Source organism: Stenotrophomonas ginsengisoli, from assembly GCF_001431485.1.
Classification (GTDB): domain Bacteria; phylum Pseudomonadota; class Gammaproteobacteria; order Xanthomonadales; family Xanthomonadaceae; genus Stenotrophomonas; species Stenotrophomonas ginsengisoli.
In genome coordinates, this window is record NZ_LDJM01000026.1 from 40,044 (window position 1) to 55,583 (window position 15,540).

General features: G+C 67.3%; 13 protein-coding genes. All 13 read right to left on the minus strand.

The genetic code is table 11. The features are described 5' to 3' along the window. Positions 1 to 59: 59 nt before the first annotated feature. The 13 genes from lpxC to rsmH all read right to left on the minus strand — a co-directional run bounded on the left by lpxC (position 60) and on the right by rsmH (position 15,529). Positions 60 to 974 carry a UDP-3-O-acyl-N-acetylglucosamine deacetylase gene (gene lpxC / locus ABB30_RS10730; RefSeq protein WP_057638306.1) on the minus strand — a complete coding sequence of 305 codons (915 nt, stop codon included), beginning with the start codon at positions 972 to 974 and terminating at the stop codon, positions 60 to 62. Positions 975 to 1,172: 198 nt separating this feature from the next. Beyond that, complete coding sequence (ftsZ, locus tag ABB30_RS10735) at positions 1,173 to 2,393, minus strand: cell division protein FtsZ (RefSeq protein ID WP_057638307.1); 1,221 nt, start codon at positions 2,391 to 2,393, stop codon at positions 1,173 to 1,175. Between the two features lie 173 nt (positions 2,394 to 2,566). After that, on the minus strand, positions 2,567 to 3,799 hold the full coding sequence (gene ftsA / locus ABB30_RS10740; RefSeq protein WP_057638308.1) for a cell division protein FtsA: 1,233 nt from the start codon (positions 3,797 to 3,799) through the stop codon (positions 2,567 to 2,569). Then, a complete protein-coding gene (locus tag ABB30_RS10745; protein ID WP_083489829.1) occupies positions 3,796 to 4,521 on the minus strand; it encodes a cell division protein FtsQ/DivIB in 726 nt (241 codons plus the stop codon). The genes ftsA and ABB30_RS10745 overlap by 4 nt, the downstream gene beginning before the upstream one ends. Positions 4,522 to 4,606: 85 nt before the next feature. Continuing rightward, positions 4,607 to 6,043 carry a UDP-N-acetylmuramate--L-alanine ligase gene (gene murC / locus ABB30_RS10750; RefSeq protein WP_057638310.1) on the minus strand — a complete coding sequence of 479 codons (1,437 nt, stop codon included), beginning with the start codon at positions 6,041 to 6,043 and terminating at the stop codon, positions 4,607 to 4,609. Continuing rightward, a complete protein-coding gene (gene murG, locus ABB30_RS10755) occupies positions 6,040 to 7,182 on the minus strand; it encodes an undecaprenyldiphospho-muramoylpentapeptide beta-N-acetylglucosaminyltransferase (RefSeq protein WP_057638311.1) in 1,143 nt (380 codons plus the stop codon). The genes murC and murG overlap by 4 nt, the downstream gene beginning before the upstream one ends. Further along, positions 7,179 to 8,507, minus strand: coding sequence for a putative lipid II flippase FtsW (ftsW, locus tag ABB30_RS10760; RefSeq protein WP_057638312.1), 1,329 nt, complete (start codon positions 8,505 to 8,507; stop codon positions 7,179 to 7,181). The genes murG and ftsW overlap by 4 nt, the downstream gene beginning before the upstream one ends. Further along, positions 8,507 to 9,589 (minus strand): phospho-N-acetylmuramoyl-pentapeptide-transferase, encoded by a 1,083-nt coding sequence (gene mraY, locus ABB30_RS10765; RefSeq protein WP_057638313.1) that lies wholly within the window; start codon positions 9,587 to 9,589, stop codon positions 8,507 to 8,509. Before mraY ends, ftsW begins: the two co-directional genes overlap by 1 nt. Continuing rightward, complete coding sequence (locus tag ABB30_RS10770) at positions 9,579 to 10,967, minus strand: UDP-N-acetylmuramoyl-tripeptide--D-alanyl-D-alanine ligase (RefSeq protein ID WP_057638314.1); 1,389 nt, start codon at positions 10,965 to 10,967, stop codon at positions 9,579 to 9,581. Before ABB30_RS10770 ends, mraY begins: the two co-directional genes overlap by 11 nt. Next, positions 10,964 to 12,472 carry a UDP-N-acetylmuramoyl-L-alanyl-D-glutamate--2,6-diaminopimelate ligase gene (locus tag ABB30_RS10775; RefSeq protein WP_057638315.1) on the minus strand — a complete coding sequence of 503 codons (1,509 nt, stop codon included), beginning with the start codon at positions 12,470 to 12,472 and terminating at the stop codon, positions 10,964 to 10,966. Before ABB30_RS10775 ends, ABB30_RS10770 begins: the two co-directional genes overlap by 4 nt. Further along, positions 12,469 to 14,307: a peptidoglycan D,D-transpeptidase FtsI family protein gene (locus ABB30_RS10780; protein ID WP_057638316.1), complete on the minus strand. Its 1,839-nt coding sequence runs from the start codon at positions 14,305 to 14,307 to the stop codon at positions 12,469 to 12,471. The genes ABB30_RS10775 and ABB30_RS10780 overlap by 4 nt, the downstream gene beginning before the upstream one ends. Beyond that, positions 14,304 to 14,567 carry a cell division protein FtsL gene (gene ftsL / locus ABB30_RS10785; protein WP_057638317.1) on the minus strand — a complete coding sequence of 88 codons (264 nt, stop codon included), beginning with the start codon at positions 14,565 to 14,567 and terminating at the stop codon, positions 14,304 to 14,306. Before ftsL ends, ABB30_RS10780 begins: the two co-directional genes overlap by 4 nt. Further along, complete coding sequence (gene rsmH / locus ABB30_RS10790) at positions 14,567 to 15,529, minus strand: 16S rRNA (cytosine(1402)-N(4))-methyltransferase RsmH (protein ID WP_057638318.1); 963 nt, start codon at positions 15,527 to 15,529, stop codon at positions 14,567 to 14,569. Before rsmH ends, ftsL begins: the two co-directional genes overlap by 1 nt. Positions 15,530 to 15,540: the final 11 nt, after the last annotated feature.

Consider the following 15,540-nt stretch of genomic DNA (forward strand, 5'->3'; position numbering starts at 1 on the left):
CACGATCCGGGCGATATTCACCAAATCGTGACGTATGTACACACATGCCCAATACAGGTTCAGGCGTACGCCGGTGCCCCGTAGACCACCACCGGCTGCTGGTCGGCCGACTGCGGGAAGCTGGCCCATTCCCAGGCCGTGGCATCGGCCATCAGGGCACGTGCCAACTTGTTGTTGAGCGCATGACCGGACTTGTAGCCCTCGTAGGCACCCAGGATCTGGCCACCGGACAGGTACAGGTCGCCGATCGCATCGAGGATCTTGTGACGGACGAACTCGTCGGCAAAACGCAGGCCGTCCTCGTTGAGGACGCGGAATTCGTCCAGCACGATCGCATTGTCCATCGAGCCACCCAGGCCGAGGTTGCGCTCACGCATGTATTCCAGGTCACGCATGAAACCAAAGGTCCGCGCGCGCGCGATTTCCTTGATGTAGGCCGCGGTGGAGAACTCCAGCTCGGCGCGTGACTGCTTGGCCGGAATGGCCGGGTGGTCAAAAGCAATGGTGAAACCCAGCTTGAAACCGTCATACGGGCTGAAACGGGCAACCTTGTCGCCTTCGGTCACTTCCACGGTCTTGAGCACGCGGATGAAACGCTTGGGCGCGGCCTGTTCGCTGATCCCGGCCGACTGCAGCAGGAACACGAACGGGCCGGAGGAACCGTCCATGATCGGCAGCTCGGCCGAGGACAGTTCAATGATGCAGTTGTCCACGCCCAGGCCAGCCAGAGCGGACATCAGGTGTTCTACGGTCTGGATCTTGGCGTTTTCACAGGTCAGGCCGGTGCACAGGGTGACCTCGGTGACCAACTCGGCCTTGGCCGGCACTTCCACCACCGGATCCAGGTCCACGCGACGGAACACGATGCCACTGTCCACGGGGGCCGGGCGCAGGGTCATGTAGACCTTGTCACCGCTGTGCAGGCCCACACCGGTGGCGCGGATCGTATTGGTCAAGGTGCGTTGGGGGATCATCGGGACGGGGTCCGTGCTTGCAGGGGGCGAAATGGCAAGGCCGTAGCCTGGCGACCGCCAAGAATAACATGCACCCCCACCCCACTCTTGCTGAACGGGAAACGCAGGGGCAGCCCGTCACCACGCCGATCCTGGCGTGATGACGGGACGCTGGACATGGCTTGCAGACCGGGGAGGACAAGCCCCGGCTCAGGCCACTCAGTCTGCCTGACGGCGCAGGAAGGCCGGGATGTCCAGGTAGTCCGGCGGCAGGTCGGCAGCACCGCTGGCAGCCGGTGCGCTGGCACTGGCGGTATCGGTGCTGGCACGACGCAGGCCGGTGGCCAGCGAATTGGCATTGCTGCGGCCGTTGTTGGCATCGGCATCGATGTCACCGTATTCAGGTGCACCGGTGGTGGCGTTGCGCACCAGCTTGATCTGGCCACGCTCGCTGCCACGCGGCACGCTCTTGGCCACGACCTGGTTCAGGCCGGTGGCCACCACGGTGACGCGCACTTCGTCCTGCATGTCCGGGTCGAGCACGGTGCCCAGCACCACGGTCGCATCTTCGGAAGCAAAGCCGTCGATGGTGCGGCCGATCTCGTCGAACTCGCTCATGGTGAAGTCCGGGCCGGCGGTGATGTTGACCAGGATGCCGTTGGCACCGGCCAGGTTCACATCGTCCAGCAGCGGGTTCTGGATGGCGGCTTCGGCAGCGGCCTGGGCGCGGTCATCGCCACGGGCGGTACCGGTGCCCATCATGGCCAGGCCCATTTCGCTCATCACGGTGCGCACGTCGGCAAAGTCGACGTTGATCAGGCCCGGACGCACGATCAGGTCGGCGATGCCCTGCACCGCGCCCTGCAGCACGTCATTGGCGGCGCGGAAGGCCTGGATCATGGTGGCGTTGCGGCCCAGCACGGTGATCAGCTTTTCGTTGGGAATGGTGATCAGCGAATCGACGTGCTGGCTCAGTTCCTCGATGCCCTTCAGCGCGACCTGCATGCGGCGACGGCCTTCGAACGGGAACGGCTTGGTCACCACGGCCACGGTCAGGATGCCCATTTCCTTGGCCAGCTGGGCCACCACCGGCGCAGCACCGGTACCGGTACCACCGCCCATGCCGGCGGTGATGAACACCATGTCCGCACCCTGCAGGGCGTCCATGATGCGCTCGCGGTCTTCCAGCGCGGCCTGGCGGCCGACTTCCGGGTTGGCACCGGCGCCCAGGCCCTTGGTCACGTTCTCACCCAGCTTCAGCTGGGTCTTGGCACCGCACTTGCTGATGGCCTGGGAATCGGTGTTGGCGATGATGAACTCCACGCCTTCCACGCTGCCGTTGACCATGTGCGCCACGGCATTGCCGCCGCCGCCGCCCACGCCAACCACCTTGATCACCGCATTGGGTGCCATCTTTTCGATCAGTTCGAAATGCGCCATGTCTTTGTCCTCGATATGAAGCCTTGGTCGGTGTCATTGCTTGCAGACTTCCTGTCTGCCGGCAATGGCCTCACCGCGGCCATGTTCAGTTGTATTTGGTCGCCCGGATGGGCGGACCGTGCACTGCCTGGGTATTGCAGGTACTGCCTTTGCCTTGCCTACCGCGGGCCTGATCAGAAGTTCTCCAACCAGGATTTCAATTTCTTCAGCACCGAGCCGGCACGCCCGGCCGGCAACGACGGCCGGCGCGGGTGTTCGAGCTGGCTGCCCATCAGCAGCAGGCCGACCGCGGTGGAATACACCGGGTTGCCGACCACCTCGCCCAGCCCGGTGACGTGCTGCGGGATGCCGATGCGCACCGGCATCTGCAGCATTTCCTCGGCCAGCTCGACCACGCCTTCCATCTTCGAGGCGCCGCCGGTCAGCACCACGCCGGCGCGCACCAGTTCCTCGAAGCCGGAACGGCGCAGCTCGGCCTGGACCATTTCAAAGATTTCCTCGTAACGCCCCTGCACCGCCTGGGCCAGCGAATGGCGCGGCATGCGGCGCGGCGGGCGATCGCCGACGCTGGGCACCTGGATGCTTTCCTCGGCGGTGGCCAGCTGGGCCAGCGCACAGGCATAACGCACCTTGATCTGCTCCGCTTCCGGGGTCGGCGTGCGCAGCATGTGGGCAATGTCGTTGGTGACATGGTCACCGGCAATCGGCAGCGAGGCCGAGTGGCACAGCGCCCCCTGCACATACACCGAGATGTCGGTGGTGCCGGCGCCCATGTCCACCAGCACCACGCCCAGCTCGCGCTCGTCAGCGGTGAGCACGGCCACGCTGGAGGCCAGCGAGGACAGCACCAGGTCATCGACCTGCAGGCCGCAGCGCTGCACGCACTTGGTGATGTTCTGCGCCGCCGACTGCGCGCAGGTGACCAGATGGGCATGCACTTCCAGTCGCACGCCGGTCATGCCGACCGGGTTGCGGATGCCTTCCTGCGAATCATCCAGCACGTATTCGCGCGGGATCGCATGCAGGATCTTCTGGTCAGCCGGGATGGCCACCGCCTTGGCCGCATCCAGCACCCGGTCCAGGTCAGCCCAGGTGACCTCGCCATCGCGGATCGGCTGCAGGCCCTGCGAATTGCGGCACTGCACGTGGTTGCCGGATATGGAGGCATACACCGAGCGGATCTCGCAGCCGGCCATCAGGTCGGCTTCCTCGACCGCACGCTTGATCGACTCCACGGTCGATTCGATGTCCACCACCACGCCGCGCTTGAGGCCGCGCGATTCATGCGAGCCGATGCCGATCACCTCGATCGGATTGCCCGGCGAGTACTCACCCACCAGGGCCACCACCTTGGAGGTGCCGATATCCAGGCCGACGATCAGCGATTTGTCACCCTTGCGATTCATGTCCTGTCCTGCTTCACGGAGGCTTTGGCCTCACCCCAGCTCAGGGTGAAACCATTGGTGTAACGAAGGTCGGCGCGCACGATCGGCGCCTTCTGCGCGGCCACCAGCTGGGGCAGCACGCGGGCAAAACGTTGCAGGCGGCTGCGCGCATCGTGCCGGCCCAGGACCACGTCGATGTCGCCGGCCAGGCGCAGCTCCCAGCTGCCACGGGCATCCATGCGCACCCGCTGCAGCGGCTGCCCGCTGCGTGCAAACAGCTCGCTGGCAAAGGCATGCAGTTCCAGCACCTGCTCGGTCTGGGCATCCGGGCCGCCCAGATCCGGCAGCGCGCTCACATCCAGCCCTTCGGGAATGGCAATCAGCTTGCCCTGCACCGAGAGCAGGCGGTCATCGCCCCAGCGGGCCAGCGGCTGGTGTTCGACCAGGGTCACTTCCAGCACGTCCGGCCACAGCTTGTGGACCTTGGCCGATTCGACCCAGGGCAAGGCTTCCAATTCGTCCTGGGCCGCCTGCAGGTCAACGGCGAAATAGCCGACCTGGGCATACGGCATGAGGATGGTCTGCACCTGCTCGGCGCTGACCTGGGCCATCGGCGCATGCACGCGCAGGCGGGCCAGCGGCCAACGGTCGGCACCGATCCAGCCACCGAGCACGCCCACCACCGGCAGGGCCACCATGGCCAGGGCGATCAACCACAGCATCAGGCGCAACACCACGTTCATCGCCCACCCTCCGGCGCGCGCGCGCACACGCTGGCCGCAGCGCAGGGCGGCGGGCAGCGATACGGGAAGCGGGACGATGCGCAGGTCACGGCGTGCCGGCCTCGCTGAAGCCTTCGCTGATGATCAACGGGGCAATACCGCCGATGTCGCCGGCCCCCATCAACAGCAGCAGGTCATCGTCCTGGAGGACATCAGGCAGCACCGACAGCAGGTCGGCGGTATGGCCAACCACGACCGGCTCGCTGCGGCCACGGGCACGGATGGCACGGGCCAGCGACTTGGCATCGGCACCGGGAATCGGCGCCTCACCGGCCGGATAGACCTCGCACAGCACCAGTGCATCCACATCGGACAGCACCGCGGCGAAGGCATCGAACTGGTCACGGGTACGGCTGTAACGGTGCGGCTGGAAGGCCACGACCAGACGCTTGTCCGGCCAGCCACCACGGGCGGCGGCAAACACGGCGGCAAGCTCGCGCGGATGGTGGCCGTAGTCATCGACCACGCGCACGCTGGCGCCCTTGGCCGTGCTGACCTGGCCCAGATCGTTGAAGCGGCGGCCCACGCCCTGGAACTTCTCCAGCGCCGCGCCGATCGCCGCAGGGCTCACGCCCAGCTGCCAGCCCACGGCCGCAGCGGCCAGGGCATTGAGCACGTTGTGGCGGCCCGGCAGGGCCAGGGTCACCGCAGTGCGGCTGCCTTCGGGCAGGCACAGGGTGAAATGCATGCGCCCGCCGTCCTGGACGATGTCCTCGGCGCGCACGTCGGCATGGTCCACGGTGCCGTAGCTCATCACATGACGCGGGGTCTGCGCGGCCAGCGCGGCCACTTCCGGGTCATCCAGGCAGAGCACGGCCAGGCCGTAGAACGGCAGGCGCTGCAGGAATTCGGCGAATGCCGCCTGCACCCGGGAGAAGTCGTTGCCGTAGTTTTCCAGGTGGTCGGCATCGATGTTGGTGATGATGGCCACCAGCGGATTCAGGCGCAGGAAGCTGCCATCGCTTTCATCGGCCTCGGCCACCAGCCACTGGCCCGAACCGAGCTTGGCATTGGCACCGGCAGCCAGCAGCTGGCCACCGATGACGAAGGTCGGGTCCAGCTCGCCTTCGCTCAGCACCGCCGCGGTCAGCGAGGTGGTGGTGGTCTTGCCGTGGGTACCGGCCACGGCGATGCCGCGGCGGAAGCGCATCAGCTCGGCCAGCATCGCCGCACGCGGCATGATTGGAATGCGCTGGCTGCGCGCCTCCATCAGCTCCGGGTTGTCCGGCTTGATCGCACTGGAGACCACCACGCAGTCGGTGCCCAGCACGTTGGCAGCGGAGTGCCCACGCATGATGCGCGCGCCCAGGCCAGCCAGACGGCGGGTCGCCGCGTTGTCACTGTTGTCCGAACCGGACACTTCATAGCCCAGGGTCAGCATGACTTCGGCAATGCCGCTCATGCCGGTACCGCCGATGCCGACGAAGTGCACGCGCGGGAAGGCGCGGACCAGGTCCTGGGTGTCGTGGAGGCGGCGGCTCATGCCTGCACCCCGGAGTTCGGCGCGCGGTTGCCCTTGGCCGTTTGCATGGTTGATTCCTCGAGAATGATGTCGGCGATACGCGCGGCGGCATCGACGCGGGCCAGGCCTCGGGCGGCCTGTGCCATCGCCAGACGGCGCGGTGCATCGTCATGGAGTTGCTGCAGCAACGGCTGCAGCGTGGCCGCCAGGCGCTCGTCCTGCTTCAACAGGACGGCCGCCTGGTGCTCGACCAGGTATTGGGCATTGCGGGTCTGGTGGTCATCCACCGCTGCGGCAAACGGCACCAGCACCGAGGGCACGCCGACGGCGCACAGCTCGGCCAGGGTCGAAGCACCGGCACGGCAGACCACCAGGTCGGCCCAGGCAAAGGCTTCGGCCATATCGGCAATGAACGGGCTGACTTGAGCTTGCACACCGGCCTGGGCATAGGCCGCCACGGCCTCGGCATGCAGCTTGTCCCCGCTCTGGTGGCGGATGTCGAAGCTGGCCTGGCCGGCCAGGGCGGCCACTGCCTGCGGCACGGCCTGGTTCAGGGCACGCGCGCCCTGGCTGCCACCCACCACCAGCACCCGCAGCGGGCCGCTGCGTCCGGCCAGACGCTGGGCCGGCTCGGCAATGGCGGCGATCTGCTCACGCACCGGGTTGCCGACCAGCTCTTCGCCAGCCGGGAAGCTGCCCGGGAAGCCGACCAGCAGGCGGCGGCAGAAGCGCGACAGGATCCGGTTGGTCATGCCCGGGGCACGGTTCTGTTCGTGCACGATCAGCGGCACCCCGAGCAGACGCCCGGCCAGGCCACCGGGGCCGGAAGCAAAGCCACCAAAGGCCACCACCGCACGCGGGTTGCGCTTGCGCAGGGCAAAGCCAGCCGCCCGCACCGCACGCATGATCCGGAACGGTGCGGCCAGCAGGGCCAGCTTGCCCTTGCCACGCACACCGGCGATGGGCAGGGTGTCGATGGCAATGTCGTGCGGCGGCACCAGACGGGTTTCCATCGCGCCTTCGGCACCGAGCCAGGTCACCGGCACGCCACGCGCACGCAGTTCGCTGGCCACGGCCAGGCCCGGGAAGATATGTCCGCCGGTGCCCCCGGCCATGATCACCACCGGACGTGCGGTGGCCTGTACTACCGGCTCGGTCATCGCAGGTCTCCAAAGGTGGGTTCAACACGGGATTGCAGGCGGCTGGTACCGCGCACGGCAGCATGCTGCTGGGCACGGGCGGCCACTTCGGTGGCACGCAGCGGCGCGGCGGCCGGCACCGGCTCCTCGTCCTCGTCTGCGGCAGCGGGCGCGGCATCATCCAGGCCACCGGCGATGCGCCAGGACTGGCGGCGCACCGCACGCTGGTACTCCCAGGACACGCGCAACAGCACGCCCACGGCCACGCAGGTCATCATCACACTGGAGCCGCCGGCCGAAATCAGCGGCAGGGTCAGGCCCTTGGTCGGCAACATGCCCAGATTGACCCCGATCGAAATGAAGGCCTGCATGCCCAGCCACAGGGCCACGCCGTAGGCGACATAGCCGGAGAAGTGGCGACGCTGCTCCACGCACTGCATGCCCAGCCACAGGGCGCGACCGATCAGCAGCGACAGCAGCGCGATCACCACGCAGACGCCGGCAAAGCCGGTCTCCTCGGCCAGTACCGAGAAGATGAAGTCGGTGTGGGCCTCGGGCAGGTAGTTCAATTTCTGGATCGATGCGCCCAGCCCCACCCCGGTCCACTCGCCGCGACCGATGGCCATCAGCGCATTGGTCAGTTGGTAGCCGGAGCCGAGCTGATCGGCCCACGGATCGACGAAGGAAGTGATGCGGCGCAGGCGGTAGGGTTCAAACACCGCCACCCCGACCAGCAGCGCACCGCCGAACAGGGCCGGCATGGCCATCTTGGGCAGGTTGCCGCCGCCCAGCACCAGCAGGGCCACGGTGATGCCACACAGCAGCACCGAGGAACCGAAGTCCGGCTGCAGCAGCAGCATGGCCACCAGGGCCACAACCACGCCCAGCGGCTTGAACAGCGCCGTCCAGGTGGCATTGACCTCGTCGGAAAAACGCACCAGGTAGCTGGACAGCCAGATGATGTAGAGCACCTTGACCGCTTCCACCGCCTGGAAGTTCAGCAGGCCCAGGCGCAACCAGCGGCGTGCACCGTTCACGCTGTGGCCCAGCCCCGGCAGCATCACCAGGGCCAGCAGCACGAAGCAGCCGATCAGCAGCCACTTGTTGTATTCCTCGACCTTGCGCAGCTCCAGCTGCATCACGCCCAGCGCCAGCACCGTACCCAGCGCCAGGTGGAACAGGTGGCGCTTGAGGTAGTAGGTCGGATCACCGGCCAGGGCCACCGAGGCCGAGGCCACCATGATCACACCGATCGTCGCCAACGCCAGGGCAGCACCGAGCAACCAGCGGTCATATGCACCGCCGATGGCTTCCAGCCGGGTTGCCTGGGGCGACATGTCGTTCATCAACGCACCTTCAGCGTCGCCAGGCCGATCAACACCAGCACCACCGAGATGATCCAGAAGCGCACGATCACGCGCGGCTCGGGCCAGCCCTTCAGTTCGAAGTGGTGGTGGATCGGGGCCATGCGGAACACGCGCTTGCCGGTCAGCTTGAAGCTGGCGACCTGGATCATCACCGACAGGGTCTCGATGACGAAGATGCCGCCCATCACCACCAGCACCAGCTCCTGGCGCACGATCACCGCCATGGTGCCCAGCACCGCACCCAGGGCCAGGGCGCCGACATCGCCCATGAACACCATGGCCGGATAGGTGTTGAACCACAGAAAGCCCAGGCCCGCGCCGGCAATGGCCGCGCAGATGATCACCAGTTCACCGGCACCGGGAATGGCCGGAATCTGCAGGTAACGGGCAAATTCGGCATGGCCGGAGGCATAGGCGAACACGCCCAGGGCGCCGGCCACCAGCACGGTGGGCATGATCGCCAGGCCATCCAGGCCATCGGTCAGGTTGACCGCATTGGAGAAGCCGACGATCCAGAAGTAGGCAATCACCACGAAGGCGATGCCGGCCATCGGCAAGGCGATGGACTTGAACATCGGGATGTAGAAATTCAGCGTGGCCGGGGCATCGGCGGTCTGCCACAGGACCAGGCCGGCGGCCAGGCCGAAGATGGACTGCAGCAGGTACTTCCAGCGCGACTTCAGGCCATTGGGGTCACGTTTGGCGATCTTGATCCAGTCGTCGTACCAACCGATGCCGCCAAAGCACACCATCACCGCCAGCACAATCCAGATGTAGCGGTTGCCCAGGTCCGCCCAGAGCAAGGTGGCCACGGCGATGGCCAGCAGGATCAGGCCGCCGCCCATGGTCGGGGTGCCGGCCTTGGAGAAGTGGGTCTTGGGGCCATCGGTACGGATCGGCTGGCCCTTGAACTGGGCCAGGCGGGCAATCGCCCACGGGCCCAGCCACAGGCACAGGCCCAGCGCGGTCAGCGCCGCCAGGATGCCGCGGAAGGTGATGTAGTTGAACAACCGGAACAGGTCGTTGAACTGCTGCAGCCATTGGGCCAACTCAAACAACATGATGCTTTTCCTCGCCGCGCTGGAGCAGCGCGGTCACAATCTTGTCCATGGCGCTGCCGCGTGAGCCCTTGACCAGGCAACGCGCCGCAGCGGGAAGTTCGTCGGCCAGTGCCGCGGCCAGTTCGGCGTGGCTGGCAAAGTGGCGGCCACCCTCACCGAAGGCGGCAGAGGCCGCATCGGCCAGCTCGCCCAGGGTCCAGACCCGGGCCAGGCCGGCACTGCGCGCCTGCTCGCCGGCAGCGGCGTGCAGGGCACGCGCCTGCGGGCCCAGCTCACGCATGTCACCGAGCACCAGCCAGCCCTGGCCATCGGCCGCGGCCAGCGCGGCAATGGCGGCGGCCAGCGAACCGGGGTTGGCGTTGTAGCTGTCATCGATCAGGGTGGCGCCATTGCCCAGGGTGTGGGCGACCTGGCGGCCGGCCACCGGCCGGGCCAGGGCCAGGCCGTCAGCGACCTGGGCCAGCTCGATGCCGGCAGCCAGGGCCAGCGCGGCCGCGGCCAGCGCATTGCCGACGTTGTGGCGGCCGGCCAGGGCCAGCTGCACAGCGGCCACGCCCTGCGGGGTCACCAGTTCAAAGCGCGAGCCGTCCGCGTCCAGCACGATGCCGCGGGCGCTGACCTCGGCCGGCAGGTCCAGGCCGAAGCGCAGCACGCGGCAACCGGCCGGCACGCAGGCCTGTTCAAACCACGCACCGAAGGCATCGTCGGCATTGATCACCGCCACCCCGTTGGCCGGCAGGGCGCGGTAGATCGCGCCCTTGGTCTGGGCCACACCGAGCAGGCTGCCCATGCGTTCCAGATGGGCGGCGGCAATGTTGTTGACCAGCGCGTAGGTCGGCCGGGCGATATCGGTCAGGTAGGCAATGTCGCCCGGCTTGCCGGCGCCCATTTCGTAGACGGCCCAATGCGCATCTTCCGGCGCATCGAGCACGGCCAGCGGCAGGCCGATCTCGTTGTTGCGGTTGCCCGGGGTGGCATACACGCTCTTGCCCTGCACCTGCGCGGCATGGGCGAGCACGGCGCTGAGCAGGGTCTTGACCGAGGTCTTGCCGTTGGAACCGGTGATGGCGAACACCTCGGTGTCGCGCCCGGCCTGGATGCCGGCGGCAATCCGAGCCAAGGCCAGTTCGCTGTTGTCCACCACCAGTTGCGGCAGGTCGATGTCCAGCACGCGCTCGACCAACAGCGCCGCCGCACCGGCCGCCTGCGCGGCCTGGGCAAAGTCGTGGCCATCAAAACGTTCGCCACGCAGGGCGACATACAGGCTGCCCGGGACAATGGCACGGGTGTCGTTGGACAGGCCATCGATGGCCACATCCTCACCGTGCAGGGTGCCCTGCGCCCAGTGGCCCAGCATCGACAGCGGCGTACGCCTCATTGCCCTTCTCCGTCGTTGTTGGATCCATCGTTGTTGCCAAAGTGCAGGTCCAGGCACTGCTGGGCGACCTGGCTGTCATCAAAGGGATGCTTGACCCCGTTGATGTCCTGATAGGGTTCGTGGCCCTTGCCGGCAATCAGCACCACATCACCGGCAGCCGCGCCGGCAATCGCGCCGTCGATGGCCAAGGCACGGTCGCGCTGCACGCTCACCGCCTCGCGGCGGGCAAAGCCGGCCAGGATGTCGGCAACGATGGCGTCCCCATCCTCGGTGCGCGGGTTGTCGTCGGTGACGATCACCTTGTCGGCATGTTCCTCGGCAATGGCCGCCATCTGCGGACGCTTGCCGGTATCGCGGTCACCGCCGCAGCCGAACACGCAGGCCAGCAGGCCATCGACATGGTCTTCCAGCGAACTGAGCGCCTGCAGCAGGGCATCCGGGGTGTGGGCGTAATCGACCACCACGGTCGGCTGGCCGCTCTGGCCACCGAGCTTGTTCATGCGCCCGGCAATCGGGCGCAGCTTGCCGAGCAGGGCGGCGATGTCGGTCACACCGTTGCCCTGGGCCAGCAGCACACCGGCCACGGCCAGCAGGTTGTCGACATTGAAGCGGCCCAGCAGCGGCGAATCGACCTGTGCCTGCTCGCCATCGGCGGCCAGGGTGAAATGCAGGCCGGCGCCATCCAGTTCGATCGCACTGGCCTGCAGCCGGGCAGCAGCCACACCACGCGAGCTGACCCCGATCACCGCCACGGCCGGATCAATCACCGCCAGCAGGGCCGGGGCGTAGGCATCGTCCAGGTTGACCACGGCAGCCTTCAGCCCGGCGCGCTGGAACAGGCGGGCCTTGGCCGCGCCATAGGCTTCCATGGTGCCGTGGTAATCCAGATGGTCGCGGGTGAGGTTGGTGAACACCGCAATGTCGTAGTGCACCGCGTCCACCCGGCCCTGGTCCAGCGCATGCGAGCTGACCTCCATGGCCGTGGCCATGGCACCGTCATCGCGCAACCGGGCCAGCACCTGGTGCATCTGCAGCACCAGCGGGGTGGTGAAACCGGTCGGTACCACCTGCCCGTACAGGCCGACACCCAGGGTGCCGATCGAGCCGGAGCGGATGCCCTGCAGCTGCCAGGCCTGGCCCAGCAACTGCACGGTGGAGGTTTTGCCGTTGGTGCCGGTGACCCCGACCATGGTCATCGCGCGCGAGGGCTGACCATGGAACTGGTCGGCCATCTGGCCCATGCGGGCACGCAGGCCAGGCACGGCAATGGCATCGGCCGGCACGTCAATGCCGTCAGGCGCCGGGGAGTCATACAGGATCGCCGCGGCACCGTTGGCCCGCGCCTGTTCAACAAAGTTCAACCCGTGCGCACCGAAGCCGGCGACACAGACAAAGCCATCGCCCGGGCGTACGTCACGGCTGTCCAGCACCAGGCCGGAAACCTCGTGCCCGGCGGCAGCGGCAATGTCCGGCAGCAGGGTCGACAGCGGCAGGCGGCGGCTCACAGCACACCTCCGGCCGGCAGTGCCTGCGGCATGGCCGCGTCCAGCTCGGCGCCGGCATCGGGAATCAGGGTCGGATCGGGCGCAGCCGGCAGCACGCTGGCGCTGTGGCCAAGCTTGCCGCTGGCCTGTGCGGCCAGCCAGGCATCGATGTTGTCCGGCGGCACGTCCATCAGACGCAGCGCCCCTTCCATCACGTGGTGGAACACCGGCGCTGCCACCAGTCCGCCGTAATAGGCGCTGCCCTGGGGATCATTGATCACAATCACGGTTGCAAATCGGGGGTTGGTCGCCGGCACCAGGCCGGCAAACAGGGAATTGTAATGGCCGCGCACGTATCCGCCCGGACCGGCTTTACGTGCCGTTCCGGTTTTGCCGGCCACGTGGTAACCGAGGATGCCGGCCTGCTTGGCACCGCCCTGGGTGACCACGGTCTGCATCATTTCCACCACCTGGTCGGCCACCTGCTCGTCCACCACCTGGCGCACGGTGCGCTCGTCCGCACTCTGGCCACGGATGAAGGTCGGGCTGACCAGCTGGCCGCCATTGCCCAGGGTGGCAAAGGCCTGGGCGATCTGCAGCGGGGTCACACTCAGGCCGTAGCCGTAGGACATGGTGCTCTTGGTGCTGCCAGACCAGTTGGGCGAACCCGGGGTGGGCACCACGCCGGCCGACTCACCGGGAAAACCACTGCCCGGGGCCTGGCCGTAACCGAAGCTGCGCACGGTGTCGTAGAAGGTACGGTCCGGCATCAGCGCGGCCATCTTGGCCGAGCCGATGTTGGAGGAACGGGTGATCACCCCGGTGGTGGTCAGCACGCCGTTGTTGCGCGGCACGTCGCGGATCGTATAGCGGCCCAGCGACATGTAGCCCGGGTTGGTGTCGAACACGCTGTTGGCGGTGACCACACCGGACTGCAGGGCCGAGGCCACGGTCAGCGGCTTCATCGTCGAGCCCGGCTCGACCAGGTCGGTCACCGCCCGGTTGCGACGGGTGTCCGGGCTGGAGCTGCCCACCGCATTGGGGTTGTAGGTGGGCAGGTTGGCCATGGCCAGCACTTCGCCGGTGGCCACGTCCATCACCACCACCGAACCGCCGGCGGCCTTGTGCTGGTTGACCGCATTGCGCAGCTCGCGCATGGCCAAAAACTGGATGCGGCGGTCGATGCTCAGGGTCAGGTCACGGCCAGGCTCGGCCGCACGCACCAGGTCGATGCTCTCCACGATCGCGCCCTTGCGGTCGCGGATCACCTTCTTGGCACCGGGCTGGCCGCTGAGCCATTCGTCAAAGGCCAGTTCCAGCCCTTCCTGGCCCTGGTCATCGATGTTGGTGTAGCCCAGCACGTGGGCCAGCGCCTCGCCCTGCGGGTAGTAACGGCGGAACTCGCGCTGGGAGAACACACCGGGAATCTTCAGGTCCAGCACGCGCTGCGCCTCGTCCGGGTTGATCCGGCGGCGCACGTACATGAATTCCTTGTCAGCCTTCTGCGCCAGGCGCTGGGTCAGCTCCTCGTGGGAGACGGCCAGGGCCTGGGACAGCTCACCGATGCGATCGGGATGGGCCAGCAGCTCCTTCGGGTTGACCCAGATCGAGGCCACCGGGGTGGACACCGCCACCGGCTCGCCATTGCGGTCTGTGATCATCCCGCGCGAGGTCGGGATCGGCACCTCACGCAGGAAGCGCGCCTCGCCCTGGCGCTGGTAGAAGGCGTTGTTGACCAGCTGCACATAGGCCGCACGCGCGACCAGGCTGAATGCGCACAGGCCCAAAACCGAACCAACCAGCAGCAGTCGCCCGCGCTGGTTGAAGACCCGCCCCTTGTGCTTGCGCATGTTCATTGGCGCACCACCACGATGTCGGCCGGCTCGGGAAATTTCATCCCGATCCGGCTGCGCGCCAGTTGATCCACCCGCCCGGCCTGGGTCAGGGTCGCCTGCTCCAGCTGCAGGCGGCCGAACTCGATGTTCAGCTCGTCGCGCTGGTGTTCCAGCCGCGACAGCTCGACAAACAACTGGCGGTGCTGGTGACGCTTGTGCACAACCGCCACCGCCGAAGCGATGGTGGCCACCAGCAGGATCACCAGCAACAGACGGGCCATCAGCGTGCCCCCACCTTCTGCGCCACGCGCAGCACGGCGCTGCGCGCACGCGGGTTCACGTTCAACTCGTCATCATCGGCCTTGATCGCACCGCCCACCAGCTCCAGGGTCGGGCTGAAGCTGACCTCGGTCGGCATGCGGCGGTTGCCCGGCGGGGCCTTGGCCAGCTTGTTGAAGTACTGCTTGACGATGCGGTCTTCCAGCGAATGGAAGCTGATGATGGCCAGGCGGCCTTCCGGCTTGAGCAGCGACACCGCCGCATCCAGCGCCAGCTCCAGATCGGCCAGCTCACGGTTGATGTGGATGCGGATGGCCTGGAAGCTGCGGGTGGCCGGGTTGGACTTGTCCTTGCCGCGCGGCACCACCTTGTTGATCAGTTCGGCCAGCTGCGCGGTGCGGGTCAGCGGGGTCTTCTCGCGCTCGGCCACGATCGCCCGGGCAATCTTGCGGCTGGCGCGTTCCTCGCCATAGGTCCACAGCACGTCGGCAATTTCACGCTCATCGGCGATGGCCAGCCACTGCGCCGCACTGAGCCCGGAATCCGGGTCCATGCGCATGTCCAGCGGGCCATCCTTGCCGAAGGAGAAACCACGTTCGGCCACATCCAGCTGCGGCGAGGACACGCCCAGATCCAGCAGGATGCCGTCCACACCGTCGCCGGTTGCCGACCACTGCGCCATCTGCGCGAACGAGCCACGGAAGATCGCCACCCGGCCATCGGGGGCGAAGTCGCGCTGCGCCACGGCAATGGCTTCCGGATCCTTGTCCATCACCAACAAACGCCCGTCCGGACCGAGCTGTTCGAGCACGCCACGGGAATGCCCGCCGCGTCCGAACGTGCCGTCCAGATAGGTTCCGTTTTCGATCACCCTCAGGCCATTGAGGACCTGGGCGTAGAGCACCGGCAGATGTTGCGCCGGCGGCTGCGCCGAAGGGTGACCGGTGTGCGGCTGCTCACGCATCCCGGCCCCCT

What these genes read in the sequence shown, in the direction of transcription:
- lpxC (WP_057638306.1), bottom strand. Translation starts at nt 974, where the DNA reads ATGATCCCCCAACGCACCTTGACCAATACGATCCGCGCCACCGGTGTG.
- ftsZ (WP_057638307.1), bottom strand. Translation starts at nt 2,393, where the DNA reads ATGGCGCATTTCGAACTGATCGAAAAGATGGCACCCAATGCGGTGATC.
- ftsA (WP_057638308.1), bottom strand. Translation starts at nt 3,799, where the DNA reads ATGAATCGCAAGGGTGACAAATCGCTGATCGTCGGCCTGGATATCGGC.
- ABB30_RS10745 (WP_083489829.1), bottom strand. Translation starts at nt 4,521, where the DNA reads ATGAACGTGGTGTTGCGCCTGATGCTGTGGTTGATCGCCCTGGCCATG.
- murC (WP_057638310.1), bottom strand. Translation starts at nt 6,043, where the DNA reads ATGAGCCGCCGCCTCCACGACACCCAGGACCTGGTCCGCGCCTTCCCG.
- murG (WP_057638311.1), bottom strand. Translation starts at nt 7,182, where the DNA reads ATGACCGAGCCGGTAGTACAGGCCACCGCACGTCCGGTGGTGATCATG.
- ftsW (WP_057638312.1), bottom strand. Translation starts at nt 8,507, where the DNA reads ATGAACGACATGTCGCCCCAGGCAACCCGGCTGGAAGCCATCGGCGGT.
- mraY (WP_057638313.1), bottom strand. Translation starts at nt 9,589, where the DNA reads ATGTTGTTTGAGTTGGCCCAATGGCTGCAGCAGTTCAACGACCTGTTC.
- ABB30_RS10770 (WP_057638314.1), bottom strand. Translation starts at nt 10,967, where the DNA reads ATGAGGCGTACGCCGCTGTCGATGCTGGGCCACTGGGCGCAGGGCACC.
- ABB30_RS10780 (WP_057638316.1), bottom strand. Translation starts at nt 14,307, where the DNA reads ATGAACATGCGCAAGCACAAGGGGCGGGTCTTCAACCAGCGCGGGCGA.
- ftsL (WP_057638317.1), bottom strand. Translation starts at nt 14,567, where the DNA reads ATGGCCCGTCTGTTGCTGGTGATCCTGCTGGTGGCCACCATCGCTTCG.
- rsmH (WP_057638318.1), bottom strand. Translation starts at nt 15,529, where the DNA reads ATGCGTGAGCAGCCGCACACCGGTCACCCTTCGGCGCAGCCGCCGGCG.